The sequence below is a fragment of the Kouleothrix sp. 19917 genome (assembly GCF_057073505.1).
Map to the genome: position 1 here is coordinate 8,214,613 of NZ_CP097099.1, position 24,214 is coordinate 8,238,826.

A 24,214-nucleotide genomic window follows, 5' to 3' on the forward strand; every position below is an offset into this window, starting at 1 on the left:
AGCTCAGGGCAGACTGAAAGACGAATGACGAAGGACGAATGACGACCGTGGTCGGTGGTCTGTCGTCCGTTCTCGATACATGAGAGGAACACCCAATGACAACCCAGGAACAAACGAATCACGCAATGCGCCTCGCGACCGCCAGCGAGCAGCCGCGCGACGTGCTGATCTGCGTTTTCCAGCGCGGCGGTGCCGATGGCCTGAATATGGTGGTGCCGCATGGCGACAAAGACTACTACGCCCAGCGCAGCAGCGTGGCGATCGGCCAGCCCGGCACCGACGGCGGCGCGGTCGATCTCGATGGCTTTTTCGGCCTGCACCCCGCGCTTGGCGTGCTCAAGGAAATTTGGGACGCCAAGCAGCTTGCGGTGGTGCACGCCTGCGGCTCGCCCGACCCCACGCACTCGCATTTCGACGCGATGGACTACATGGAGCGCGGCACGCCCGGCCAGAAAAGCACCGCCAGTGGCTGGCTGGGCCGGCAACTCGCCGCCACCACCGCTACCGACGACTCGCCCTTTCGCGCGGTGGGTTTTGGCGCGTTGTTGCAGGCTTCGCTGCGCGGCGGGGCTGCCACTGCGCTGACCAGCCTGGAAGCCTTTACGCTGCAATCGCGCCCGCCCGAGCTGCCGAAGGTGCGCGCCGCGCACGGCCAGCTGTACCGGGGCGCGGGCCTGCTGGCGGGCGCGGGTCAGCAAACCCTGGCCGCGCTCGACCTGATGGCGAAGCTCAACCCCAGCCAGTACCGCCCCAGCGACGGCGCGAAATATCCCGAAAGCCCGTATGGCCGCGCGCTGATGCAGATCGCCCAGCTCGTCAAGGCCGACATGGGGCTGGAAGTGGCCTGTGCCGACATTGGCGACTGGGACACGCATGTCAACCAGGGCGGCGCGGATGGCGAGATGGCGGCCAACCTCAAAGAGTTTGCCGACGGCCTGCACGCGCTGTACACCGACCTGAGCGCGAATCTCGGGCGTGTGACGATTGTGACGATGAGCGAGTTTGGCCGGCGCGTGGCCGAAAATGGCGGCGGCGGCACCGACCACGGCCACGGCAATGCGATGTTCGTGCTGGGCGGCAATGTCGTGGGCGGCAAGGCCTATGCGAGCTGGCCCGGCCTGCACGCCGAGCAGCTGTACGGCCCGGGCGATTTGCAGGTCACCACCGATTTCCGCGATGTGCTGGGCGAGATCGTCGCAAAGCGCCTGGGCAACCGCGCGTTGGGCGATGTGTTTCCGGGCTACAGCGCATTCAACTTTCAGGGGATTGTGCGCGAAGGGTAGCGTAACGCGACGGAATTCGCTGTGGGGTATGATCAAAGACGAAGGACGAAAGACGATGCTGGCTTCGTCCTTCGTCCTTCGTCTCAATGAGCAGAAACGAACGCCAACCAAGCTATACTATTCCTAGTCATCTGCGCAGCCGCCCGGGCACTGCGCCCGCGCTCGGGCTGAGATGGCCTTGCCACGGAAACAGCCGAATTTCTGCCACATGCTTCTTTTTTCTTCTTCCCGGCACGCTGGTTGCTATATGCGCTAGGCGAGGCGGGTGTATGCCAAATATCACAGGCCCAGTTGGCCAGTATCACGCGACTTTCGGCTTCTATTTGACAATGAAGTCGATTGTGAGATAATACACACGGTCAATTTCCTGGCAGATGTTTAGAACAAAGGAGTTGATGAATGAAGCTCAATGGACGGAAATGGCTGGCGGGTGTGGCGCTGGCGAGCGCGCTGGCCCTGGCGGCGTGTGGCGGCGGTGGTGGTGGCACGGGCGGCGGCGAGGGTGGTGCTTCGAGCGTAAATGTTTCGACTGCGGGTGAGGCCCTGAATTTTGCCCCGGCGAACCTGACGGCCAAGCCCGGCGATGTCAAGGTCACCTTCAAGAACGGTTCGGCTACCCAGAAGCACAACTGGGTGCTGGTTAAGGGCGGCGACGATGTTGCCACCAAGGTCGATGAAGAAGGTGTTGCTGCTGGTGATGCCAAGGGTTATATCCCTGAGGATGCCAATATCGTTGCCCACACCAAGCTGCTCGACGGTGGCGCGACCGACTCGGTAACCGCCAAGCTCGACGCTGGCACGTATACCTTCCTGTGCACCTTCCCCGGCCACCACGCGGCCGGCATGAAGGGCACCCTGACGGTGAAGTAACCCACGCCGGAAGCACAACCCCCGCCGCGCACGCGCGGCGGGGGTTTTTTTGTTGCTACATCGCCGGCACGCCACTGCCCAGCCAGATATCGCGCGAGCCGCTCAGCAGCCGCCCGCTGAGCCAGCCAAACAGCGGCACCCCGCCCTCGACGCGAATGTAGCGTGAATACCAGGCATCGTGGTCGGATTGCGTGGGGAAGACCGGAAAGTAAGTGCGCATCGGGTAGGCAGCGTTGAACTCCTGCCGCGAAAGCGTGCGATTGCCGGGGAACTCTTCCACCGCGCCGTCGTTGTTGAAATCCCAGTTGTTCGACTTCAGCGAGAACTGCCCGAGCGCCGGCCACTGCGCGTCGACAATATAGTATTCCTCGTGCGCCTGGCCCTTGCCATCGTGAAAGGGCTCGCTGTAGCCCACCACCACCACCGAGTGCTGGCCAGAAACCGGCACATTGCCCATTTTCACCACGCCCAATTCCACAATCACCGGGATGTTACGGTCGATCAGGTCGCGAATCACGGCCTCGTAGTCGGTTTGCTGCAAGTTGCCGAAGTGCGTGCCAAAGCCGTGCCGGTGCAGCAGCCAGGATGTGACCGGGCTGGGCGTGCCGCCCCACTGCGGCTGGAAGAACATGCCAGCCTCGCGAACAAAATCGTCTTTGCGGTAGCGCAGTGCATGCGCAACGAGGTTGCCGGCGTTTGATGCGGCTGTGCAGCCGCACTCGTTCCATCCCTGCCCCTCGACTGGCCAGTCGCCATCGGCGATATTTCGATTAACCGTATGAACAAACGCCGGAAATGTCATGCTATCCTCCGAACAGTTGCGGTGCTTGCGGCCTTTACAGTATAAACGGTTTGTGGCGCGCTTTTCAAGCACATGATCACAGGCGCCCGGGCTTGCGCTACAATAGGCGCGGTTGCTCGCAGCGAGGAGAAGAGATGCAAACAGAACGACTGTATTTCGCCGACCCCTACCTGGCGCAGTTCAGCGCGCGCGTGGTTGCGCGGGCCGAGCGCGCTGGCAAGCCGGCGGTTGCGCTCGACCAAAGCGCATTTTACCCCGAGGGCGGCGGCCAGCCCGCCGACACTGGCCTGCTTGGCGGCGTTGCTGTGCTGGATGTGCAGGCCGACGATGGCGTGGTGTGGCACACGCTGGCCGCCCCGCTCGCCGACGAGCTTGTGCAGGGCCAGGTCGATTGGGCGCGTCGCTTCGACCACATGCAGCAGCACCACGGCCAGCACCTGCTCTCGGCGGCCTTTGAGCGCGCGCTGGGCATGAAGACGGTGTCGTTTCATCTTGGCGCGCAGGCATCCACCATCGACCTCGACGCGACCGCGCTCGACGCCGCGCAGGCCGCCACCGTCGAAGACCTGACCAACGCCGTGATCTGGGAAGATCGGCCGGTGCTGGCGCGCTTTGTTTCGCCCGAAGAGCTGGCCCTGCTCACGCTGCGCAAGCCGCCCACCGCGCACGACGCGATTCGCGTGGTGTCGGTGCCCGATTTCGACCACTCGGCCTGCGGCGGCACGCACCCGCGCAGCACTGGCGGCGTGGGCATGGCCCACATTCGGCGCTGGGATCGGCGCGGCACCACCCTGCGCGTGGAGTTTGTGTGCGGCGGGCGCGCCGCCCGCGATTTGCGCTGGAAGAACGCCGCGCTGGGCCGCATTGCTGGCGCGCTGAGCGTCGCGCCCGAAGAAGTGGAAACCTCGGTGGGGCGCGTGCGCGATGCCGAGGAGCGCGCCCGCAAGCGCCTGGAGGCATCGGGCGAGCAGTTGATTGGCTTTGAAGCGGCCGACCTGATCAGCCGGGCCGAGATTGCGGGGATTGTGCAGGTGGTGCGCCAGGCCTTTGCCGACCGCGACCTGAACGAGGTGCGCGCGCTGGCGAAGGCGGTTGCCGAGCGCGGTGGCGTGGCGCTGCTGGGTCTGCGCGCCGAGAAAACGCAGCTTGTTTTCGCCCGCGCCGAGCACCTTGAGGTCGATTGCGGGCGGCTACTGCGCGAAACGCTGGCCCAGTTTGGCGGGCGTGGCGGTGGCCAGCCGGCGCTGGCGCAGGGCGGCCTGCCCGATGGCGGGCAGCTTGAGGCCGCGCTGGAAGCAGCGGTCGAGCGATTGCGCGCTTCCTGACGGCCGTTGACCGACGACGTAAATAACCACCAAGACACGAAGACACCAAGTTTTATGGCTTCCTGTAGACCTTGGTGCCTTGGTGACTTGGTGGTAAAGTGTTCCTGGCGTTCTTACTTGACCGAGTATTGATTTAGTTCAGGCGGTAGCCTCGTGGCGCGCTGCGCAGCTCCTGCGCCGAAAGTGCGCCGCGCTCACCTACTGCCGGCTGCTGCCGGCCCAGCCGCGCCCCCAGCCAGCTTGCCAGCCGGCGCAGCATCCCCGGCCGCTCGACGTCGTCGTAAATCGCGTGCCGGTCGCGGAGCTGCTGCTCGGCGTATGCCACCTTGGTGGCTTCGTATTGCATCCAACTGCTCATCACATTCCTCCACTATCATCATGCGGCCCGGCGTGCAGGCTGCGTTTCTGACGTATCAACGGGGTCGGCGTATGCGATACGCGCCGGCAGCAACCTGCAACGCTATTAAGCCACAGTGGCGCGTGGCGTTGGTAGCGCGGAGGGATACAAAAAGTGATACTCGGTAGCAAATATATTCTAAATTTGCTATCATACGAAGCACAGCTCTTTGCGAAACACAGGCGCGCATGCCCCGCTGATCCAGACGTTTCAGTTCGGCGCAAGGTGGCATGCCAGCGGAGGAAGTTTGGCCCATGGAGGCAACGGTATCGTTTGGCGAGTGGGTGCGTCTGCGCCGCGAGGCGCTGGGCCTGAGCCGGCCCGAGCTGGCCGTGCGGGTGGGCTGCGCCGTCGTCACCATTCGCAAAATCGAAGGCGACGAGCGGCGCCCTTCTGCGCAGGTGGCCGAGCTGCTGGCCCGGCAGCTTGAGCTGGCGGTTGCCGACCGGCCGGCATTCGTGCGCGCCGCCCGCGCCCAGCTCGCCCCCGACCGGCTGCCCTCGCCGGGCGGCGCGGCTGCATTTATGCCGGTGCTGCCGCTGCCGCGCAACCCGCTGATCGGGCGCGAACCCGAGCTGGCCGCGCTGGCCGATCTGCTTGGCAGCGGCGACACGGCCCTGGTGACCCTGATTGGCTCGCCCGGCGTAGGTAAAACTAGTCTGGCGCTGTTGGCCGGGCACAACGCCGCCCGCGATTTCCCCGACGGTGCATACTTCGTGCCGCTTGCGTCGCTGCCCTACCCTGCCGCGGTGGAACCGGCAATTGCCCAGGCGCTCGGCGTGCAAACCACCAGCAACCAGGCAGTGCACGACGCGCTGCTGGCCTGGCTGCGCAACAAACGCGTGCTGCTGCTGCTCGACAACTTCGAGCACCTGCTGGCGGCTGCCCCGCAGCTCGCCGCGCTGCTGGCGGCCGCGCCGGGCCTGAAGGTGTTGGCCACCAGCCGCGCCGCCCTGCGCCTTTCCGCCGAGCGCGAGTTTGCGGTGCCGCCATTGCCCCTGCCCGCTGGCGGCGACGCGCCGCCCGCCGAGTTGCTGCGTTCGCCAGCTGTGCAGCTGTTTGCGCAGCGCGCCCGCGCCGTGCGGCCCGATTTCGTGCTGGCCGACGCCGATGTGCCAACCGTCGCGGCGATCTGCCGCCAGCTCGACGGCCTGCCGCTGGCGATTGAGCTGGCGGCGGCGCGCAGCAAACTGTTCGGCCCGGCCGCCCTGCTTGCGCGCCTGGCCAATCGCTTGCAGCTGCTCACTGGCGGCATGCGCGACCTGCCCGAGCGCCACCAGGCGCTTCACAGCGCGATCGGGTGGAGCTACGATCTGCTGGAGCCGGCCGAGCAGGCGCTGTTTCGCCAGCTTGGCGTGGTGGCGGGCGAGTGCACGCTGGCAGCAGTTGCCGCGCTGGCTGGCAGTGCCGCGCCGCCACTGGCGCTGCTCGAGTCGCTGATCGACAAAAGCCTGCTTGCGCAGCACGCTGGCCCCGATGGCGAGCCGCGCTTTAGCATGCTTGCAACCGTGCGCGAATACGCGCTTGAGCAGCTCGCCACGCAGGCCGATGCCGAGACGGTGCGCCTGCGCCATGCGCAGTTCTGCCTGGCGCTGGCCGAAACCGCCGACGCTGGGCTGCAAGGCGCGGAACAGCTCGCCTGGCTGGCCCGCCTCGACGCCGAGCACGACAACATGCGCGCCGCGCTGGCCTGGTGCCTGGGCGAGGCCACGCCCGACGGGCCCGCGCCACGCGCCCTGCGGGCCGAAATTGCGCAGCGCATGGGCGGCGCGCTCTGGCTGTTCTGGCAGATCCGCAGCTTCTACCGCGAGGCGCATAGCTGGCTCGCCCGCGCGCTCGCCCCCGAAAACCCGCCCACACCCGACGCGGCGCGCGCCCGCGCCCTGAATGGCCTGGGCTTTATTCTCTACTGCGAGCACGAGCTTGAGCAGGCCGAAGTTTGCTTGCACCAGGCGCTGGCGCTGGCGCGCGCCGCCAGCGATCTGCCGTCGGTGGCGCACATTCTGAATAACCTGGCCACCCTCGCCGTGGATCAGCAGGACTTTACCCGCGTCGAAGAGTTCGCCGCCGCGAGCTTCGAGATAGCGCGTGAACAGGGCATCACCTGGCTGTGCGGCTGGAGCCAGCTTACCCGCGGCCGCGCCGCCTTCGAACGCCAAAGCCTCATTGAGTCCAAACAGCTATTTGAACGCGCCTATGCCGATTTCCGCTCGATCGGCGCGCTGCGCGGCGAGGCGTTTAGCCTGATGTTTCAGGCCGAAACCGCCTTGCGGCAGGGCGACCTGGCGCGCGCCGAGGTGCAGTACAAAAAGGCGCTGCTGATGGTGCGTGCGCTGAACGACGTTCACGGCATTATCTACTCGCTCGCCGATTGCGGGCGTATCGCGGCCCTGCGCGGCGACTACGACACAGCGCGGGCTATGCTCACCGAAAGTTTGCAGCTGTCCCGCGAACAAAGCGACGCCCAGGGCGCATGCTGGGCGCTGGTTGGCCTGGCCTACGTATTGGCGTCAGGAGGTGATACTGCTGGCGCACAGGCGCACGCGCTCGAAGCAATTGCGCTGGCGCAAACGGTCGACGACCCGGTGTCGGTGTTTGCCGCCATGGCCACAATTGCGTACGCCCAAACCAGCGTCGGCCAGGCCGAAATTGCCGCCCACCTGATCGGCTCGGCCGAGGCCCTGCGCGACCGGCTCCGGCTGCAATTGTTCAGTATCGACAAGGCCGGTTGCGCGCAGGTATACGCTGCTGTGCACGCGCTACTCGCCCCAGCGGCACTTGAAGCTGCGCTAGCGCGCGGGCGCGAGCTGAGCTTCACCGAGGCGATTGATCTGGTTGCCTGATTGCGTGGTGCGCTACAATAAGAATGCTGGCCCTGTGTTCAAGCTCTGCAATGAGGAGGAATGGCCGTGTTCAAAATGGTGCTGGTTGGCTGTGGCGCGCTGGTGGGCGGCTACCTGCTGGGCCTCTTCGGGGGCATGCTGCTCATCAATCTGTTTTCCTCGAATACGCACGACCGCGGCATGGAAGCCGCAATGACCTCGGCTTTTGTGATCGGGCCGATCACTGCCATCCTCGCGGCAATCGTGACCCTGATCTTCATGCCACGCTCCTGAGCAGAATAAAAACGCTTCGGTTTTCTCCTACAACATATCGTTAGGCGTATACGTCTTTCATTCGTTTGAAATGGCAACGCCACTATCAACAGATTGTGCAGATATGAAGTCTCTAATCTGCGTAATCTGCGTAATCTGCGGATGAATTTTGGCACTTTGACCTTGGCTGCCCATTGCGACCTGCTGTAGGTGTAGACGCTGCCAGGCGAGTGTGCTATGCTGGCGGCGGAATAATGCTGCGCGCAGAAGGTGCTCATGACCAGCGATTCCCTTCCTGCCCCCGAAGCATACGACGACGCTGCCAATCCGGCCACTCCCGCGCCGCGCCTGTGGGAGCTGGCGCAGCATCCCCAACTCGCGCCGCTGGTTGCGGCCAACCCCGCCGCCCCGGCCGAACTCCTGCGCGAACTCGGCGCGCGCATGCTCGACGCCCTGCCGCTTCCTGCTGCCCAGGCCGTCGCCCTGATGACGCACGGCACGCCCAGCATCGCCACTGCGCACCTGCAAGAATTGGGAATGCGTGCCGACGACCCGGTGCTGGCGGCCGTCGCCGCAAACCCGAACACGCCGGTCGAAACGCTGGTGCGGCTGGCTGGCATTGTGCCGGCACATTTCTGCGCGAACCCGGCCTTGTTCCTCTTGTTGCTGGAAAACCCGAACCTGCCCGGCGAGATTCCAGTGGCGACGGTGCGCGGCCTCCTGCGCTATGCCGGCGTGCCGCGCATGTTTCTCGAATGGCTGGTCGCCTACGGCCTGCCCGATGTCGCTGCCGCCGCGCGCCTGCACGTCGCCTACGCGGGCGAAACGCACGATTGGCCCGCCCAGGCCGCCGCCGCGCTCGCGCAAGCCCCACTGCCCGATAGCCCCGACCTGCTGCTGGAGCTTCTTACGCTGGGCGCTGTGCCCGAATGGCTGCTGCCGGCTATTGCCGCCGCGCCAGAGCGCCCACTGCGCGCCGCATTGGTGCGTAGCCCCGCCAATTCGCGAGCAGCGTTGAGGTTTTTACGTCGTGCAGGTGCAAGTGGCAACCTGGCGCGCTATGCCCCGCCCGACCCGACGCTGGATGTGTCTGTTCTGGCGGAACTTGCCAGCAGCGGAACCTACGCCCGCCGCGTGGCTGCGCGCAACCCGCACACGCCCGCCGACGCACTCGCCACGCTCGCCGCCGACCCGGATCGCAGCGTGCGGCAAGGTGTGGCGCGCAATCCATCCACCCCACCCGAACGGCTCGCGCAGCTCGCCGCCGACCCTGCGACCGATGTGCGTCAGGCGCTGGCCCGCAACCCTACCGCCGCGCCCGAGCTGCTGGCCCGCCTCGCCGCCGACGCCACGCACGACGTGCGCTGGGCCGCAGCGCGCAACCCGCACACGCCCGCCGCCGCATTGACCGAGCTGGCCGGCGATGCCAACCGCGTGGTGCGGCAGGGCGTGGCGCGTAACTCCGCCGCGCCAGGCGCTGTGCTGGAAGCGCTGCGCAATGATGTACATCCACGTGTGCGGGAAGCTGCCGCGCGCACGCTTGGAATACCAATTGAAATAACCAGCCCGCCCAGATCTGCGCGACCTGCTTCGCCTGATGCGCCGCACGCCACGCCCACCGAACTGCCCGAGGATGCGCGCCCGGCCGTCCGCGCCGAGTTCGCCGCCCGCCCCGATGTCGACCCTGCGCTGCTGGCCCGCCTCGCCAAAGACCCACACGCCTCCGTGCGCGCCGCCGCAGCGGGCAACCCCGCGCTGCCGCCCGATCTGCTGGTGTGGCTGGCCGACGACGACGTTCTGGCGGTGCATCGCGGCGTCGCCAAAAACCCGAACACGCCCGAGCCCATTCTGGCGCGCTTCGCCGCCGATTACTCGTGGTCGAATATGCGCGTGCGCCTGGCGGTGGTGCAGCACCCGAATGTCTCTCCTGCGATTCTTGAGCGGCTGGCCGGCGACCTCGCCGTCGATGTCCGGCGGGCCGTGCAGGCGCACCCGCTCACGCCACACGCCGCGCGCGAGCTGATTCTGGAGCGCTCGCTTGAGATGTGCGCGCGCGGCAGCGAGAGCTTTTATCACATGCTGGCGCTGGCGCACCCGCTCGCACCCGCTGCCTATGTACAGGCGCGCGCCGGCTCGCCCGAGTGGCTGGAGCGCCTGGCAATTGCGCGTAACCCGCGCGCCCCGCGCAGCACGCTTGCCCGGCTTGCCGACGATGGCAACGCTCTCGTGCGTGCCGCCGCCCGCGATGCCCTGGCGCAGCTTCCACCTGAGCTTTAAGCATTTGAACTGCGAAGGTACGAAGCTTTGAAAGCGCGCACATTTGAAGAGAAGGAGCACCGATGCGACCCAGCGACCTTGCGAACTACCTCGACGCGCTTGTGCATAACCGCCTGATGCTCAGCACGATGATCTGGGGGCCGCCCGGCATCGGCAAATCGAGCATTGTCGCGCAGACCGCCGCGCGCCACAATCTTGGCTGTATCGACCTGCGGCTGTCGCAGCTCGCGCCAACCGACCTGCGCGGCCTGCCCGTGCCCGAAAATGGCGTGTCGCGCTGGTACCCGCCCGAGTTTCTGCCACGCGACGGCGCGGGCATTCTCTTCCTCGACGAGCTGAATCTCGCGCCGCCCGCCATGCAGGGCATGGCCCAGCAGCTTATTCTCGACCGGCGCGTCGGTAGCTACGAAGTGCCCGAAGGCTGGTTTATCTGGGCGGCTGGCAACCGCAAGGAAGATCGCGCCGCCGTGTTCGACATGCCCGCGCCGCTGGCGAACCGCTTTGTTCACCTCGACGTCGAGCCCGATTTCGAGAGCTTCAAAGCCTTTGCGCTTGAACACGGCGTCCACGAGCAGATCATCGCCTTTCTGTCGTTTCGCACCACGGTGCTGCATCAGCTCGATCCGCGCCAGCCGGCCTGGCCTTCGCCGCGCTCGTGGGTCATGGCCGCCAGTCTGCACACTGTCGGGCTGGATATTGCGCCAGTCATTGGCGCGGCTGCGGCGGCTGAGTTTGCTGCCTTTGTCGAGCTGTACACTGCCCTGCCCGACCTCGAAACCATCCTGCGTGGCGCGGGCGCGGCCATCCCCTTCCCCGCCGAGCCGTCGGCGCGCTACGCCACCACAATCGGCCTGACCATGCGCGCCACCGATGCGGCCGCCGCGCACCACGCCTTCACCTGGCTGGCCGATCAGGCCGCCGCCGAGTGGGTGCAGCTATTCGCCGCCGACATCTTTCGGCGCATGCGCGCCAGCGGGCAGATGGGCGCGCTCGCGCAGTTGGTGATGAACGACAACCGTCTGCAAGGCTTTCTGAAAGACTACCAGCGGCTGATGAGCGTATGACGCCGGCAGAAACGCCAATCGAGCGTCTGATCAGCGCGGCGCTGCTGCGCTTGCGCATGCGCACGCCCTTTTTCGCCACGCTGGCGCTGTTCGCCCGCATCGAGCCGAGCGAGGCAGTGGAAGCCGCCGCAACGGATGGGCGCAGCGTGTTTGTGAACCCAACGCTGTTCCAGTCGCTCGCGCCGCCTCAGCAGGACGAGCTACTGCTCCACGAGGTGATGCACGCCGCGCTGCTCCATGTGCCCCGGCGCGGCACGCGAGACCCGCAGCTGTGGAATGTGGCCTGCGACATTGTGGTGAACGGGCTGATCGCCGAGATTGAGGGCGTGGCGCTGCCACCCGACGCGCTGCGCGACCCGCGCCGCGAAAAGCTCAGCGTGGAAGAAGTGTACGAGCTGCTGCAGCGCGACCCGCAGCCGCCGCAACCGCGCCGCGTCGATCTGCTCGACGCGCCGCACGGCCCGTCTGGCGAAGGCGGCGCGGAAAGCGATAGCATCGCAAGCGGGCGGCAGGCCGCGCTCGAAGCGCACTGGCGCGACGCCCACCAGCACGCCGGCATGATCGCGCTCCACGTCGCGCAGGGGCGGCTGCCGTCTGGCTTGGCGCGCGAGCTTGGCATGCTCAGCCCGGCGCGGCTCGACTGGCACGCGCACTTGTGGCGCTACATTGTGCAAACGCCCAGCGATTTCGCTGGCTTCGACCGGCGCTTTGTGCACCAGGGCCTGTATCTCGAAGCGCTCAGCAGCGACTCGGTGCGCGTGTTTGTGTGCGTCGACACCAGCGGCTCGGTCGATGAGCGCCAGATCCGCGCGCTGGTAAGCGAAGTGCAGGGCATTCTGCGCGCCTACCCGCATGTCGTCTGCGAGCTGTTTTACGCCGATGCCGACGTCTACGGCCCCTACGAACTCACCGCCCACGGCGAGGTTCCTCCCCCAATTGGTGGCGGCGGCACCGACTTCCGCCCTTTCTTCGCGGCCGTGCGTGAGCGCTACGATGGTCGCGAGCAGGCCGTTTGCGTCTACCTCACCGACGGCTACGGCGACTTCCCGGCCGAACCATCCGAACTGCCAACACTATGGGTTGTCACCGCTGGCGGGCGCGCGCTCGACGCCTTTCCCTTTGGCGAGGCGGTGCGCCTGCTGGAAAGCGAGCCGCGCTAGGCTGTGTGGGTCATAGGCAGCTAGTCATAATATCCTATGGCGTTGGATACGGCGTGCTGGTATTCTGTGCAGTACGTTATTGTTCCAATCGTCTAGGAGACTTCCATGTTTCTTTTTCTCCCGTTTCCTGCACGGTTCGTGCACGCACTGGCCCGCAAGAGCCAGCGGCACACCCAGGCTGCTGGCCAGGGGCTTGTCGAGTACGCCCTTATCCTGGTGATGATCGCAATCGTGGTCATTGGGATTATGAGCTCGGTGGGCCGCAAAACCAGCGATGTGTTTGAAGAAGCGAACTGTACGCTTAGTGGCGGCACGATGCATACCGACAACGGCAACGGCAACAGCAACCGCTGCCGCTGAAGCCCAGGTTTTTAGCACAACAGAAGGCGGGTCGGCACACGTGCCGACCCGCCTTCTGTTGTTGAAGTGTTGGCGTTTAGTACTTCGGGATCGAAGGGTCCACGTCATCCGACCAGCGCAGAATCCCGCCGCTCATGTTCTTCACCTTGCGGAAGCCGGCCTGCTTCAGAATACCTACCGCCTTGGCGCTACGCACGCCGCTGCGGCAGTACACCACCATCTCGCGCGCGGTGTCGAGCTCGTTCAGGTGGTTGGGCAGCTCGTTAACTGAGATGCGTGTCGCGCCGGGCAGGTGGCCGATCTCCCATTCATTGGCTTCGCGCACATCCAGCAGGAAGGGCGCGTCGGGGCGCTGCAGCCACTCCGCCGTTTCGGCTGGCGTGATCTCGCCGCTGGTGTCGGTATGCACCGGCTCGGGGAAGATACCGCAAAACTGGTCGTAGTCGATCAGCTCGGTGACGCTCGGATTGTCGCCACACACCGGGCAGTTCGGGTTGCGGCGCAGCTTGAGCTCGCGGAAGCGCATATTCAGCGCATCGTAGAGCATCAGCCGGCCCACCAGCGTGTCGCCAATGCCAGCCAGCAGCTTGATCGCCTCGGTGGCCTGAATCGTCCCGATCACGCCCGGCAGCACGCCCAGCACGCCACCCTCGGCGCAGCTTGGCACCAGCCCGGGAGGTGGCGGCTCGGGGTAGAGGCAGCGGTAGCACGGCCCGCCATCCTTCGGCGAAAAGACCGTCGCCTGCCCCTCGAAGCGGAAGATCGAGCCATAGACGTTCGGCTTGCCGAGCATCACGCTGGCGTCGTTGGTCAGGTAGCGCGTCGGGAAGTTGTCGGTGCCGTCCACAATCACGTCGTAGGGGCGCATCAGCTCAAGCGCGTTGTCCGACGTAATTTGCGTTTCGTAGGTGGTCACTTCAACGTTCGGGTTCAGGTCGGCCAGGCGGCGCTTCGCCGATTCGGTTTTGCGCACGCCCAGCGTGCCGGTGCCATGCACAATCTGGCGCTGCAGGTTGCTTTCGTCCACCACGTCAAAATCCACCAGCCCGATATGCCCCACGCCCGCGGCGGCCAGGTACAGCGCCAGCGGCGAGCCAAGCCCGCCCGTGCCGATCAGGAGCACGCTGCCCTGCTTGACCCTGCGCTGGCCGGCCATGCCAAACTCGGGCAGGATCAGGTGGCGCGAGTAGCGGGCGATTTCTTCATTGGAAAGCTGAACTTCTCTCATTTGTTTCCACATGTTTTACGATTGGAGATTTGTGATCAGGAGCGCACACGCCGTAAATCGCAAATCGTAAATCCTAAATTACTTGCCGCCAGCGATTGCCGGAATAATGCTCACCGTTTCGCCATCGGGCACGGCGGTATCGGTGCCTTGCAGGTAGCGAATATCTTCGTCGCCAACATACACGTTCACAAAGCTGCGCAGTTGGCCCTGCTCGCTGTACAGCTGCTTGCCAAGCTGTGGGAACTGCTCGAGCAATTGGTTGAGCAGCTGGCCGACGGTGCCTGCTTCAAGCGAGACGCTGCCGCTGCCGTTGGCATACTGGCGCAGCGCGGTGGGGATGGAAATGTTGACCGCCATCGAATGCTCCTCATACCGTGAGGGCGAAGCAGTCGCCCACAATCTAGATCGACGCACAACTGAGAGCGACTGCTTCGCCCTTATCATTCGGTGATACATTCTTCGGAAATAAAGCGCTCGCCATCTTCGCTGAGCAGCCAGCTCGTCAGTTCGGCGGCCAGCCCACTGCGCACGCTCTGGATCAGGAATGAAAAGCTCGATCCGCCGCCCACGCCCTGCGCGCCAACGCGGTCGCGCTCAGAGGGGATGGCCGGGTGATCGGGGTGCGAGTGGTAGCAGCCCACAATATCCAGCCCCTGCGCGCGCGCAGCCCGGTCGGCCTTCATGTAGTCGCGCGGGTCGAGGTAGAAGCGGTCGGCCAGTGAGTGCTCGTGCTCGGCATTTGTCAGGCCAACTTCGCTCGTCCAGGTGTTCTGCGCGCGGTAAATCGCCTCGACGTGCTTGCGCTGGCCTTCGAGCCGCCCGATCAGCAGGCCAACACATTCGTGCGGGAAGCTCTCGGCGGCGTGCTGCTCGATGCCCTGGCGGGCGGTGTTTGAAAGTATGATCATAGTGCTAGTGCCTGCCTGGGCGAAGCAGTCGCCACGTGGCTTTCAGTCGTTCAAATCCGTAGGCGACTGCTTCGCCCTTACGGTTAGATTCCCTCGCCGCCCTCGCAGTTGCCTGGCTCGTCCCAGAAGCGGTCGCTCAGGTACTTGGAAGCGCCGTCGCACAGGATCGTCACCACCACGCCCTGGCCGAGCGTGCGCGCCACGCGCAGCGCCGCCGCCACATTCGCCGCCGCCGAAATGCCCACCATCAGGCCCTCGGTGCGGGCCATGCAGCGCGCCATGTCGAAGGCTTCTTCGCTGGTTACTTCCAGCGTCTCGTCGGCCAGCGCGGGGTCGTAGATGCCGGGAATCAGCGCCACGCTGCTCAGGTGCTTCACGCCTTCAAGCGCGTGGTACGGGCCATCGGGCTGCACCGCCAGCAGGCGCACTGCCGGGTTTTCGGCGCGCAGCCGCCGCCCGGTGCCAACAAAAGTGCCGCAGGTGCCAAGCGCAGCCACAAAATGTGTCACTGCCCCGCCAGTCTGCGCCCAGATTTCGGCCCCGGTGGTGGCGTAGTGCGATTCCACATTTGCCGGGTTATTATACTGGTCCGGGTAGAAATAGGCGTCGGGATTCTCGGCCACCAGTGCGCGAATTGCGCGGATGGCCCCGTCGGTGCCTTCCATCGGGTCGGTCAGAATCAGCTCGGCGCCCAGCGCCTGCAAAATGCGTTTGCGCTCGGGGCTGGCATTGCCGGGCAGCGCCAGCGTCACCTTGTAGCCCAGCGCCGCGCCAATTGTGGCGTAGGCAATGCCGGTGTTGCCGCTGGTCGCGTCGGCGATGCGCACACCGCGCCGCAGCTGCCCGCTGGCTTCGCCAGCCCGGATCATAAACAAGGCCGGCCGGTCTTTTACCGAGCCGCCCGGATTATACCACTCGGCCTTGGCATAGATGGCGACATCGGGCGGCAGATCGGGTGCAATGCGCGCCAGACGCACCAGTGGCGTATTGCCCACCAGCTCGATCACGCCGCTGCCACGTGGCAGCCTGGCCGCTTGAGTTTCCACGCTTATTTGCCTTGCAGGGTGCGCGCCGCCGCCCGCTTCAGGTGCAGCAGCATGAAGTGCATGCCGTTGAGCCGCTGTGGAGAAAGGGCGCTTTGCAGGCCCATGGTGTAGTACAGGTCGCCCGGCAGATCAAGCACCTGTTCGGGCGTGACATCTTGCAGCCCATCGTTGAGAATGGCCGCAAAGCCGCGCACCGTAGGCGACTCGGGCGGGATGTCGAAGTAGAAGCGGATCTTTTCGCCCTGGCGCTCGGTGGCAATGGCCACCGGTGTGGCGCACTCATCGACATGTTCCAGCGGGGCAGTGCGAAACTGCTCGGGCATGTCGGGAAGCTGCTCGGAGTATTCCAGCAGGCTTTCCAGCTTTTCGTCGCGCTCCAGGCTGCGGAAGTCGTCGATGATCGCTTGCAGGCGTGGTGGCAGGGGTGCGTGCTCGCTCATAACCGTTGGTGCCTCAGGAAACAGGTGTGGCGGAAGGGACGCCACGCCGCGCCCCTTGCCACACGATTTCGAATGACGTTTTAGCCTTTGTAGGTCTTCTCAATCGGCAAGCCCACGCCGTTGCCCCACTCCGTCCAGCTGCCGTCGTAGTTGCGCACCTGCGGGTAGCCCAGCAGGTAGGTCAGCACAAACCAGGTGTGGCTTGAGCGCTCGCCAATACGGCAGTACGCAATCACGTCTTTGTCGGATGTGACGCCCTTGCTGCCATACAGCTCCCCCAGGTCTTCCGGGCTTTTGAAGGTGCTGTCTTCCTTCACGGCCTGCGCCCACGGAATGCTGACTGCGGTGGGAATATGGCCGCCGCGCAGCGTGCCTTCCTGCGGGTATTCGGGCATGTGGGTGCGCTCGCCGCTGTATTCCTGCGGGCTGCGCACATCCACCAGCGCCACGTCACTCTTCTTGATGTGCTCTTTCACTTCGTCGCGGAAGGCGCGGATCGTCGCGTCGTCGCGTTCGGGCGCGGAATAGCTGCCCTGCGGATAGCTCGGCACGTCTTTGGTCAGCTCGCGGCCTTCGGCAATCCACTTGGCGCGGCCGCCATTCAGAATGCGCGCGTCCTTGTGGCCAAACAGCTTGAATACCCAGAAGGCGTAGGTGGCCCACCAGTTGTTCTTGTCGCCGTAGAACACCACCGTGGTGTCGTTGCTGATGCCTTTGGCGGCCAGCAACTGCTCGAAATGCTCTTTGTCGAGGTAGTCGCGCACCACCGGGTCGTTCAGGTCGGTCACCCAGTCGATCTTTACGGCGCCAGGAATGTGCCCCTGATTGTAGAGCAGAATGTCTTCGTTACTCTCGACCAGGCGCACCTGCGGGTCGTTCAGGTGGTCGGTCACCCAGGCGGTATCGACCAGCACTTCGGGATGTGCATACTCGGCCATTGCGAACCTCCTCACTTCTCATTCTGAAGTAGTTTGTGCAAGATTATCAACTATTCTACTTGCATGTCCGCAATGCGTCAAGAAAGGCTATAGCTCTACCAGAATATCGTCGCCATCAACCGAAACCGGGTAGGTGGCAACTGGCTCATAGGCGGGCAGCGCGAGCGGGTTGCCCGTGGCGAGGTCGAAGCGCGCGCCGTGAAGCGGGCATTCCACCGTGGCGTCGTCGGCGTCGAGCCAGCCCTCGCTCAGGTAAGCGTGCTCGTGCGAACACACGTCGTCGGTGGCGTAGATCGTCGCGCCAGCGCGATACACCGCGATGCGCCGGCCACCGTATTCAAACGCCGCCATGCCCGGGTCGGGGATGTCGCTCAGGGCTGCGAGCCGCACACGTTCAGGCATACGCTCCTCGTTATAGTCCCAGCGCCGCCACCAATTGCGCCGGCTCGTCGTCCAGCCAGTCGGTCGCGGCGGCGCTGCCACTAATCACCAGCACCGAGGCGATTGGCGGCACAAAAATAATATCGACCATGCCGTCGTCGGTTACCAGCCCAATGCGGTCGAGCTTGCCACTGCGCACTTTCACCCACAGGCGCAGCGACATAATGCCGATTTTCGCGATCGTTGGCGCGGCGCGCTCGAAGGCGGGGTTGCTGGCCCACAGGCACTGCCCGTTCAGCGCGCACAATGCCGCCGACTCAATGCCATAGCGCCCCTGCATTGCGGTGCGGATGTGCTGCGCGGCGCGCGCCACCAGGGCCGGCGTCAGGGTAAACTGTTTGGTCAGAGCCATGGGCGACTCCTGCTAATCTGGGCGGATCGGGTCCCGGCGAGCAACCTGCGCCGAGTAGCTACACTATACGACGGGTGATGGCAATCGGTCAATGTGACTCTTGGGCTAAAAAGCGGCGCGCGCCATTTGCAGAGCAAACAGTGCACGCCGCTATTCCAAACGCAACGCCGCGAACTAGCCGACCGAGCCTTCCATTTCGAGCTGGATCAGGCGGTTGAGCTCAACCGCGTACTCCATGGGCAGCTCACGCGTGAACGGCTCCATAAAGCCCAGCACAATCATCGAAAGGGCGTCGGCCTCGGGCAGGCCACGGCTCATCAGGTAGAACAGCTGCTCGGCGCCGATGCGGCCAACGGTGGCCTCGTGCGCCAGCGTGCAGTTTTCTTCCTCGATCTCGATAAACGGGATCGTATCCGACGCCGAGCGGTCGTCGAGGATCAGCGCGTCGCAGTTGACGTTGATCTTCGCGCCATACGCGCCCGGCGCAACCTTCGCAAGGCCGCGATAGGTCGTCTTGCCGCCATCCTTCGACACCGACTTGTTGGTGATGCGGCTGGTCGTTTCTGGCGCAATGTGCACCATCTTCGCGCCGGCATCCTGGTGCTGGCCCTTGCCCGCATACGCCACCGAAAGCACCTCGCCGCGGGCCTTGCGACCCATCAGGTAGACCGAGGGGTACTTCATTGTCAGGCGCGAGCCGATGTTGCCATCCACCCACTCCATGCTGGCTTCTTCATAGGCCACTGCCCGCTTGGTGACGAGGTTGAAGATGTTGTTGGCCCAGTTCTGGATGGTGGTGTAGCGGCACTTGCCGCCCTTGTTCACAATGATCTCGACCACGGCCGAGTGCAGCGAGTTGGTGCTGTACACCGGTGCGGTGCAGCCCTCGATGTAGTGCACCGACGCGCCTTCATCCACCACAATCAGCGTGCGCTCGAACTGGCCCATGTTCTCGGCGTTGATGCGGAAGTAGGCTTGCAGCGGAATGTCGACATGCACGCCCTTGGGCACGTACACAAACGACCCGCCCGACCACACGGCCGTGTTCAGCGCGGCGTATTTATTGTCGGCCGAGGGGATGATGGTGCCAAAGTATTTCTTGAACAGCTCGGGATATTCCTTCAAGCCGGTGTCGGTGTCGAGGAAGATCACGCCGAGCTTCTGCCACTCTTCGCGCAGCGAGTGATACACCACCTCGGACTCGTACTGCGCGCCTACGCCGGCCAGGAACTTGCGCTCGGCCTCGGGGATGCCCAGCTTCTCAAAGGTGTTCTTGATCTCGGCCGGCACCGCGTCCCAGTCGGTCTGCGGCTTGTCGCCCGCGCGCACGAAGTAGTGAATATTGTCATAGTCGAGCTCGGCCAGCTCGGGGTTGGCCCAGTTGCCCACGAGTGGCACGGGCTTCTTGCTGAAGATCTCCAGCGCTTGCAGGCGGCGGCGCAGCATCCACTCCGGCTCGCCCTTCATGCCCGAAAGCTCGCGCACGACCTTTTCGTTCAGGCCCTTGCCCGATTTGAAGACATACTTTTCTTCGTCGCGGAAGCCGTACTTCGAATAATCAAATTCCAGGTTAGGTGCCTGAACTGCCATGGTATTTCCTCCTCAAGCGCGTGAGTGCTTAGGTTCTGATGGTGCTGCCGCTTGCAACGCGGCAGGATTTAGAGTTCCTCGTCGTCGGTGTCGTCGGCATGCGCGCCCATGTACTCATACACGCCACTTTTCAGGGTTTTGAGCGCCAGCAACGCACACTTAATCCGTACGGGATTTTTGTCGAGCGGGATGCCGATCAGTTCGAGCATGTCGTCTTTCGAGAATGCGCGCACCTCGTCGAGCGTCTTGCCCTTGATCTCGTCGGTCAGCAGCGATGCGGCGGCCTGACTGATCGCGCAGCCGCGCCCCTGAAAGCGAATATCGGCTACCGCGCCATCAGCAACCGCCATGTCGATGCGGATACGGTCGCCGCAGAGTGGGTTGCTGTCTTCGTGCGAGATATCGGCTGCTTCAAGCGTGCCCGCGTTATGCGGGTGCTTGTAGTGCTCGAGAATAACCTCGCGATACATATCGTCCATAACAGTCTCCAGTCGGCAGTTGGCAGTCAGCAATGCAAACAACGAACTACAATGTTGCTCGACGATAACTGCACCCTGCAGTCTGCCGGCTGCTAACTGAACATTCGTCGTGCTTTCTCCAGCCCGGCCGCCAGACGGTCGATCTCTTCCGGGATATTGTACAGGTAAACCGAGGCGCGTGCCGTCGCCGGGATGTCGAGAATGTCGTGCAGCGGCTGGCAGCAGTGATGCCCGGCCCGCACCGCCACGCCTTCGCCGTCGAGCACCGCCGCGATGTCGTGCGGGTGCACGCCCGCGAGCGTGAAGCTCAGCGCGCCGCCGCGCATCTCCAGCGAGGGCGGGCCGTAGAGTGTCAGCCCTTCCACCTCGGCAAGGCGCTCCAGTGCGTAGCCCAGCAGATGCTGCTCGTGCACAAAAATCTTGTCCATGCCAATGCCGGTCAGGAAATCGACCGCTTCGCCCAGCGCAATCGCCTCGCCAATCGCGGGCGTGCCAGCCTCGAAGCGGGCGGGAATGTCGGCATAGGTCGTTTCGTGCAGTGTGACCGTGCGGATCATCGAGCCACCGCCCAGAAATGGCGGCATGGCTTCAAGAATTTGCCGCCGACCCCACAGCGCGCCAATGCCGGTTGGCGCGCACATCTTGTGGCCGCTGAAGGCCAGAAAGTCAGCGCCAAGCTCCTGCACATTCACCGGCATGTGCGGCACGCTTTGCGCGCCATCCACCAGCACCAGCGCGCCGGCATCGTGCGCGCGCGCCGCGATCTCGCGCACCGGGTTGATCGTGCCAAGCACATTCGATTGCTGGGTGATCGCCACCAGCTTCACGCCGGCCAGCTGCGCGTCGAGATTGTCGAGCACGAGCCGGCCCGCGCCGTCGATCTGAAGAAACTCCAGCTTCGCGCCAGTGCGCTGGGCCAGCTGCTGCCACGGCACCAGGTTCGAGTGATGCTCCATCACGCTCAGCAGAATGCGATCCCCGGCGCGCAGGTTGGCATCGCCCCAGGCGCGCGCCACCAGGTTGATCGCCTCGGTGGTGTTGCGGGTGAAGACAAGCTCTTTCGGGCTGTGCGCGCCAATGAAGCGCGCTACCTTGCCGCGCGCCCGCTCGAAGGCAAAAGTCGCCTGCTCGCTGAGCTGGTAGACACCGCGATGCACATTTGCGTTAGTGTGCTCGTAGTACTCTTCCAGGCAATCGATCACGCGGCGCGGCTTCTGCGACGAAGCCCCGCTGTCGAGAAAGGCCAGCGGCTTGCCATGCACCTGCTGCCCCAAAATCGGGAACTCGCGGCGCAGCGCCAGCACATCGAAGAGTGTGAATGTCGCGGGTGCTACCATATGCGGCACAGCCTTTAGATCTTCGCCTCGATGATTGCGGCGGCGCGCTCGCGCAGTGCTTCGAGCGGGATACGATCCAGCACTGGCTCGAAGAAGCCCGTGATGATCATATGCACGGCCTCGGTGCGGTCGATGCCGCGCGACTGCATGTAGAACAGCATTTCGTCGTCGATCTGCCCGCTGGTCGAGGCGTGGCCGGCGCGCTGCACATCGTTGGTGTCAATCATCAGGCCTGGGATCGAGTCGTTGCGGGCTTTTTCGCTCAGGTGCAGCGCGTGCTCTTCGAGCCGCGAAACCGTGCCCCGGCTGCCCTTTTCGATCTTGATCATGCCGTCGAACACGGCATAGCCAGTGTCTTTCACCACGGTCTTGAAGTCCATATGGCCTTCGGTGTTTGTGCCAACATGGCGCAGCCACGGCGCGGTCACAAGGTTTTGCGTCTTTTCGCACAGTGTCGCGGCAACCCACTGGACGTTCGCGCCCGTGCCTTCGAGGCTGGTTTCGGCCTCGACGTGCTGCACCTGCCCGCCCAGGTTCACTGCCACCCACTCCAGGCTGGCGCTGTCGCCCACGCGGGCGCGCTGCGCGCCGATGTGGTAGAAGTTCGCGCCCCAGCTTTGCACGGTCACAAAGCGCAGGCTCGCGCCATTGCCCACAAACAGCTCGGTGGCCGGGTTGCACAGCGCCTGCTCAGCGGCGTCGGGCGAGCTGTATTCCTCAATAAAGCTGGCGCTGGCGCCATCATCGAGCACAATCAGGTTGTGCGGGAAGGTGGCCTGGCTGCCGTCGGCCAGCGTGAAGATCGCGTGGAGCGGCATTTCGACGCTGATGCCTTTGGGCACGTACAGAAACACGCCATCCTGCCACAGCGCGGCATGGAGCGCGCTGAACTTGTGCGCCTCGGCATTCGTGGCGGTGCCCAGGTAGCGCTCGACCAGCTCGGGATGCGAGCGTACGGCGGCGGCAAGCGTAGTGAAGACCACACCCTGCGCGGCCAGGCTTTCGTCCCACTGCACGGCGGTGCCCTGCGCGCTGGTGGCGGGCGCAATCGCGTCGGCGGCGAAGTTCGCCAGGTTGGTGCGCTTCCAGAAGGGCGGCGCGCTTTCGGCGAAGTGGCGCCAGGCGGCGGCGCGGCGATCAGCCAGCCAGGCCGGCTCGCCAGCGGCGCGCGCAGCTTCAGCGATTGTGGCGTCGTCGAGCTCGGAAAGTGTCGGTAAGTAATTCATAACACGCTGCAGTGTGCAGTATGCAGTATGCAGTCGGCATTGTGCCAACCGCCGGCTGCCTACTGCTGGCTGCCGACCTCCTCCCGAATGAAGTCGTAGCCCTTTTCTTCCAGCTCAAGCGCCAGCTCGGGGCCACCCTCGCGCACCACGCGGCCATTCATCAGCACCGACACAAAGTGCGGCTTGATGTAGTTCAGCAGGCGCTGGTAGTGCGTAATCACCAGCACGCCCATTTCGGGCTGCTGGCCGTACAGCGTGTTCACGCCCTGCGACACAATCCGCAGCGCGTCGATGTCCAGGCCCGAGTCAGTCTCGTCCATGATTGCCATGGTCGGCTTGAGCATCGCCATCTGGAGGATTTCAATGCGCTTCTTCTCGCCGCCCGAAAAGCCTTCGTTCAGGTAGCGGCGCACAAAGCTCTCGTCGATCTCAAGCGTGGCCATCTTCTCACGCAGCTCTTTGCGGAACTGTGCGACGGGAATGGCGGTCGACTTCGGGTCCTTGCCTTCTTCGGCGCGGTGGGCGTTGATTGCCGAGCGCAGGAAGTTGGCGACGGTGACGCCCGGAATGGCGACCGGGTACTGGAAGGCCAGGAACACGCCGAGCTTGGCGCGCTCGTCGGCCTCAAGCTCAAGGATGTTCTGATCTTTGTACCAGACCTCGCCGCCAGTGACGGTGTAGCCAGGGTGGCCCATCAGGGTGTAGGCCAGCGTGCTCTTGCCGCTGCCGTTCGGGCCCATGATCGCGTGGATCGCGCCGGCCTTCACCGTCAGGTTCAGGCCCTTGAGAATTTCCTTATCTTCAACGTTGACGTGAAGATCCTTGATGACCAGGTCGCTGTTCATGTCCATCCTCTATACAATGGTTCGGCAGAAGGCGCGGCGCTTAGCTGTTTGCCGCTTCAGGCCCTCTGATATCTGACGATTGTGCCGCGCCCTCGGGGACGACGGTGAAGTGGCAGCTGCGCTGGCCTTCGCGAATGGTGCCTTCGAGCACAATATGCTCGCCCAGCACCTGCTCGACCATGCGGCGCTCCATGGCGCACACGCCGGCGTGCTCCTGCGCAACATCGAAATACGGGCAGGCAAACAAGCGCAGCCCTTCGCCATCGGGCTGAAGCTCGACCGGGATGCCGCGCTGTTCCAGCGCGCTGCGCAGCGCCACGAGGCGATCTTCCAGCTCGGCGCCAGTGGCCGCCCCGCCATACTCGGCGGCGAGGCGCGCGCCCACCGCATCGAGCAGCAGCTGCAAGCGCGCCGGGCCATCTTGGCTGGCGATTTCGCGCAGCAGCATGGTGGTGAGCGTGTCGTATTCCTTTGGGAACAGGCTTTGGGCCGCGCTGGTGAGGAAGTAGGCCGCGTGGGGCCGCCCCGGGCCGCGCCGCACCAGCCGCGTCGCCACCAGGTTTTTGGCCTGCAGGTGCGTCAGGTGCTCGCGCACGGCGGTGGTGCTGATGCCCAGCAGTTCTTCAAGGTCTTTGACCGTCGCCTCGCCCTGGCGCTGGATATAGTCAAGTATCTTCCCGGCCGGCGAGTCGGGCGAAAACTGTGCTGCCATACGTTCTGGCTCCTCTGCGCTAGGGCCGAAGTATACCGC

At 64.6% G+C, this 24,214-nt stretch carries 25 protein-coding genes; 9 read left to right on the plus strand and 16 right to left on the minus strand.

Annotated elements, in window-relative coordinates; genetic code table 11:
* Positions 1 to 95: 95 nt before the first annotated feature.
* On the plus strand, positions 96 to 1,283 hold the full coding sequence (locus M1P90_RS33160) for a DUF1501 domain-containing protein (protein ID WP_483700121.1): 1,188 nt from the start codon (positions 96 to 98) through the stop codon (positions 1,281 to 1,283).
* A 399-nt stretch (positions 1,284 to 1,682) separates the two neighbouring features.
* Positions 1,683 to 2,153 carry a plastocyanin/azurin family copper-binding protein gene (locus M1P90_RS33165; RefSeq protein WP_483700122.1) on the plus strand — a complete coding sequence of 157 codons (471 nt, stop codon included), beginning with the start codon at positions 1,683 to 1,685 and terminating at the stop codon, positions 2,151 to 2,153.
* Positions 2,154 to 2,208: 55 nt separating this feature from the next.
* Here M1P90_RS33165 and M1P90_RS33170 read toward each other — a convergent pair whose 3' ends face one another.
* Positions 2,209 to 2,955: a cysteine peptidase family C39 domain-containing protein gene (locus M1P90_RS33170; RefSeq protein ID WP_483700123.1), complete on the minus strand. Its 747-nt coding sequence runs from the start codon at positions 2,953 to 2,955 to the stop codon at positions 2,209 to 2,211.
* Positions 2,956 to 3,089: 134 nt separating this feature from the next.
* On the opposite strand from M1P90_RS33170, the gene M1P90_RS33175 reads away from it, so the two are divergent.
* Positions 3,090 to 4,280 carry an alanyl-tRNA editing protein gene (locus tag M1P90_RS33175; RefSeq protein ID WP_483700124.1) on the plus strand — a complete coding sequence of 397 codons (1,191 nt, stop codon included), beginning with the start codon at positions 3,090 to 3,092 and terminating at the stop codon, positions 4,278 to 4,280.
* A gap of 133 nt (positions 4,281 to 4,413) precedes the next feature.
* Here M1P90_RS33175 and M1P90_RS33180 read toward each other — a convergent pair whose 3' ends face one another.
* Entirely contained in the window at positions 4,414 to 4,638 is a 225-nt protein-coding gene (locus tag M1P90_RS33180; RefSeq protein ID WP_483700125.1) for a hypothetical protein, read from the minus strand.
* 293 nt (positions 4,639 to 4,931) lie between these two features.
* Here M1P90_RS33180 and M1P90_RS33185 point away from each other — a divergent pair, with 293 nt between their 5' ends.
* From M1P90_RS33185 to M1P90_RS33210, 6 genes are all read left to right on the plus strand, one after another.
* The gene (locus tag M1P90_RS33185) at positions 4,932 to 7,520 is read left to right on the plus strand and encodes an ATP-binding protein (protein ID WP_483700126.1); all 2,589 of its coding nucleotides are present in this window, start codon (positions 4,932 to 4,934) and stop codon (positions 7,518 to 7,520) included.
* A gap of 60 nt (positions 7,521 to 7,580) precedes the next feature.
* Entirely contained in the window at positions 7,581 to 7,793 is a 213-nt protein-coding gene (locus tag M1P90_RS33190) for a hypothetical protein (protein ID WP_483700127.1), read from the plus strand.
* Positions 7,794 to 8,048: 255 nt separating this feature from the next.
* On the plus strand, positions 8,049 to 10,049 hold the full coding sequence (locus tag M1P90_RS33195; RefSeq protein ID WP_483700128.1) for a variant leucine-rich repeat-containing protein: 2,001 nt from the start codon (positions 8,049 to 8,051) through the stop codon (positions 10,047 to 10,049).
* Positions 10,050 to 10,111: 62 nt separating this feature from the next.
* The gene (locus M1P90_RS33200) at positions 10,112 to 11,113 is read left to right on the plus strand and encodes an ATP-binding protein (protein WP_483700129.1); all 1,002 of its coding nucleotides are present in this window, start codon (positions 10,112 to 10,114) and stop codon (positions 11,111 to 11,113) included.
* Positions 11,110 to 12,273 carry a vWA domain-containing protein gene (locus tag M1P90_RS33205; RefSeq protein WP_483700130.1) on the plus strand — a complete coding sequence of 388 codons (1,164 nt, stop codon included), beginning with the start codon at positions 11,110 to 11,112 and terminating at the stop codon, positions 12,271 to 12,273. Before M1P90_RS33200 ends, M1P90_RS33205 begins: the two co-directional genes overlap by 4 nt.
* Positions 12,274 to 12,378: 105 nt before the next feature.
* Positions 12,379 to 12,633 carry a Flp family type IVb pilin gene (locus M1P90_RS33210; RefSeq protein WP_483700131.1) on the plus strand — a complete coding sequence of 85 codons (255 nt, stop codon included), beginning with the start codon at positions 12,379 to 12,381 and terminating at the stop codon, positions 12,631 to 12,633.
* 76 nt (positions 12,634 to 12,709) lie between these two features.
* On the opposite strand, the gene moeB is transcribed toward M1P90_RS33210, so the two are convergent.
* The 14 genes from moeB to M1P90_RS33280 all read right to left on the minus strand — a co-directional run bounded on the left by moeB (position 12,710) and on the right by M1P90_RS33280 (position 24,175).
* A complete protein-coding gene (moeB, locus tag M1P90_RS33215) occupies positions 12,710 to 13,861 on the minus strand; it encodes a molybdopterin-synthase adenylyltransferase MoeB (RefSeq protein WP_483700132.1) in 1,152 nt (383 codons plus the stop codon).
* Between the two features lie 78 nt (positions 13,862 to 13,939).
* Positions 13,940 to 14,218: a MoaD/ThiS family protein gene (locus M1P90_RS33220; RefSeq protein ID WP_483700133.1), complete on the minus strand. Its 279-nt coding sequence runs from the start codon at positions 14,216 to 14,218 to the stop codon at positions 13,940 to 13,942.
* Positions 14,219 to 14,301: 83 nt separating this feature from the next.
* On the minus strand, positions 14,302 to 14,769 hold the full coding sequence (locus M1P90_RS33225) for a M67 family metallopeptidase (RefSeq protein WP_483700134.1): 468 nt from the start codon (positions 14,767 to 14,769) through the stop codon (positions 14,302 to 14,304).
* A gap of 83 nt (positions 14,770 to 14,852) precedes the next feature.
* Entirely contained in the window at positions 14,853 to 15,815 is a 963-nt protein-coding gene (locus M1P90_RS33230) for a PLP-dependent cysteine synthase family protein (protein WP_483700135.1), read from the minus strand.
* A 2-nt stretch (positions 15,816 to 15,817) separates the two neighbouring features.
* Positions 15,818 to 16,255, minus strand: a complete 438-nt coding sequence (locus tag M1P90_RS33235) for a SufE family protein (protein ID WP_483700137.1) — start codon at positions 16,253 to 16,255, stop codon at positions 15,818 to 15,820.
* 80 nt (positions 16,256 to 16,335) lie between these two features.
* The gene (locus M1P90_RS33240) at positions 16,336 to 17,193 is read right to left on the minus strand and encodes a sulfurtransferase (protein WP_483700138.1); all 858 of its coding nucleotides are present in this window, start codon (positions 17,191 to 17,193) and stop codon (positions 16,336 to 16,338) included.
* A gap of 87 nt (positions 17,194 to 17,280) precedes the next feature.
* On the minus strand, positions 17,281 to 17,595 hold the full coding sequence (locus M1P90_RS33245) for a non-heme iron oxygenase ferredoxin subunit (protein WP_483700140.1): 315 nt from the start codon (positions 17,593 to 17,595) through the stop codon (positions 17,281 to 17,283).
* A gap of 10 nt (positions 17,596 to 17,605) precedes the next feature.
* A complete protein-coding gene (locus tag M1P90_RS33250; RefSeq protein WP_483700142.1) occupies positions 17,606 to 17,986 on the minus strand; it encodes a hypothetical protein in 381 nt (126 codons plus the stop codon).
* A 174-nt stretch (positions 17,987 to 18,160) separates the two neighbouring features.
* Entirely contained in the window at positions 18,161 to 19,576 is a 1,416-nt protein-coding gene (gene sufB / locus M1P90_RS33255; RefSeq protein ID WP_483700143.1) for a Fe-S cluster assembly protein SufB, read from the minus strand.
* A 68-nt stretch (positions 19,577 to 19,644) separates the two neighbouring features.
* A complete protein-coding gene (gene sufU, locus M1P90_RS33260; protein WP_483700145.1) occupies positions 19,645 to 20,055 on the minus strand; it encodes a Fe-S cluster assembly sulfur transfer protein SufU in 411 nt (136 codons plus the stop codon).
* 92 nt (positions 20,056 to 20,147) lie between these two features.
* On the minus strand, positions 20,148 to 21,392 hold the full coding sequence (locus tag M1P90_RS33265; RefSeq protein WP_483700146.1) for a cysteine desulfurase: 1,245 nt from the start codon (positions 21,390 to 21,392) through the stop codon (positions 20,148 to 20,150).
* Between the two features lie 14 nt (positions 21,393 to 21,406).
* A complete protein-coding gene (gene sufD, locus M1P90_RS33270; RefSeq protein ID WP_483700147.1) occupies positions 21,407 to 22,618 on the minus strand; it encodes a Fe-S cluster assembly protein SufD in 1,212 nt (403 codons plus the stop codon).
* Positions 22,619 to 22,677: 59 nt separating this feature from the next.
* Entirely contained in the window at positions 22,678 to 23,463 is a 786-nt protein-coding gene (gene sufC / locus M1P90_RS33275; RefSeq protein ID WP_483700148.1) for a Fe-S cluster assembly ATPase SufC, read from the minus strand.
* A 40-nt stretch (positions 23,464 to 23,503) separates the two neighbouring features.
* The gene (locus M1P90_RS33280; protein WP_483700149.1) at positions 23,504 to 24,175 is read right to left on the minus strand and encodes a helix-turn-helix transcriptional regulator; all 672 of its coding nucleotides are present in this window, start codon (positions 24,173 to 24,175) and stop codon (positions 23,504 to 23,506) included.
* Between the last annotated feature and the right edge of the window lie 39 nt (positions 24,176 to 24,214).

Bases quoted from the DNA above. Each gene is read 5' to 3' on its own strand.
- M1P90_RS33160 (WP_483700121.1), top strand. From the start codon at position 96: ATGACAACCCAGGAACAAACGAATCACGCAATGCGCCTCGCGACCGCC.
- M1P90_RS33165 (WP_483700122.1), top strand. From the start codon at position 1,683: ATGAAGCTCAATGGACGGAAATGGCTGGCGGGTGTGGCGCTGGCGAGC.
- M1P90_RS33170 (WP_483700123.1), bottom strand. From the start codon at position 2,955: ATGACATTTCCGGCGTTTGTTCATACGGTTAATCGAAATATCGCCGAT.
- M1P90_RS33175 (WP_483700124.1), top strand. From the start codon at position 3,090: ATGCAAACAGAACGACTGTATTTCGCCGACCCCTACCTGGCGCAGTTC.
- M1P90_RS33180 (WP_483700125.1), bottom strand. From the start codon at position 4,638: ATGAGCAGTTGGATGCAATACGAAGCCACCAAGGTGGCATACGCCGAG.
- M1P90_RS33185 (WP_483700126.1), top strand. From the start codon at position 4,932: ATGGAGGCAACGGTATCGTTTGGCGAGTGGGTGCGTCTGCGCCGCGAG.
- M1P90_RS33190 (WP_483700127.1), top strand. From the start codon at position 7,581: ATGGCCGTGTTCAAAATGGTGCTGGTTGGCTGTGGCGCGCTGGTGGGC.
- M1P90_RS33195 (WP_483700128.1), top strand. From the start codon at position 8,049: ATGACCAGCGATTCCCTTCCTGCCCCCGAAGCATACGACGACGCTGCC.
- M1P90_RS33200 (WP_483700129.1), top strand. From the start codon at position 10,112: ATGCGACCCAGCGACCTTGCGAACTACCTCGACGCGCTTGTGCATAAC.
- M1P90_RS33205 (WP_483700130.1), top strand. From the start codon at position 11,110: ATGACGCCGGCAGAAACGCCAATCGAGCGTCTGATCAGCGCGGCGCTG.
- M1P90_RS33210 (WP_483700131.1), top strand. From the start codon at position 12,379: ATGTTTCTTTTTCTCCCGTTTCCTGCACGGTTCGTGCACGCACTGGCC.
- moeB (WP_483700132.1), bottom strand. From the start codon at position 13,861: ATGAGAGAAGTTCAGCTTTCCAATGAAGAAATCGCCCGCTACTCGCGC.
- M1P90_RS33220 (WP_483700133.1), bottom strand. From the start codon at position 14,218: ATGGCGGTCAACATTTCCATCCCCACCGCGCTGCGCCAGTATGCCAAC.
- M1P90_RS33225 (WP_483700134.1), bottom strand. From the start codon at position 14,769: ATGATCATACTTTCAAACACCGCCCGCCAGGGCATCGAGCAGCACGCC.
- M1P90_RS33235 (WP_483700137.1), bottom strand. From the start codon at position 16,255: ATGAGCGAGCACGCACCCCTGCCACCACGCCTGCAAGCGATCATCGAC.
- M1P90_RS33240 (WP_483700138.1), bottom strand. From the start codon at position 17,193: ATGGCCGAGTATGCACATCCCGAAGTGCTGGTCGATACCGCCTGGGTG.
- M1P90_RS33245 (WP_483700140.1), bottom strand. From the start codon at position 17,595: ATGCCTGAACGTGTGCGGCTCGCAGCCCTGAGCGACATCCCCGACCCG.
- M1P90_RS33250 (WP_483700142.1), bottom strand. From the start codon at position 17,986: ATGGCTCTGACCAAACAGTTTACCCTGACGCCGGCCCTGGTGGCGCGC.
- sufB (WP_483700143.1), bottom strand. From the start codon at position 19,576: ATGGCAGTTCAGGCACCTAACCTGGAATTTGATTATTCGAAGTACGGC.
- sufU (WP_483700145.1), bottom strand. From the start codon at position 20,055: ATGGACGATATGTATCGCGAGGTTATTCTCGAGCACTACAAGCACCCG.
- M1P90_RS33265 (WP_483700146.1), bottom strand. From the start codon at position 21,392: ATGGTAGCACCCGCGACATTCACACTCTTCGATGTGCTGGCGCTGCGC.
- sufD (WP_483700147.1), bottom strand. From the start codon at position 22,618: ATGAATTACTTACCGACACTTTCCGAGCTCGACGACGCCACAATCGCT.
- sufC (WP_483700148.1), bottom strand. From the start codon at position 23,463: ATGAACAGCGACCTGGTCATCAAGGATCTTCACGTCAACGTTGAAGAT.
- M1P90_RS33280 (WP_483700149.1), bottom strand. From the start codon at position 24,175: ATGGCAGCACAGTTTTCGCCCGACTCGCCGGCCGGGAAGATACTTGAC.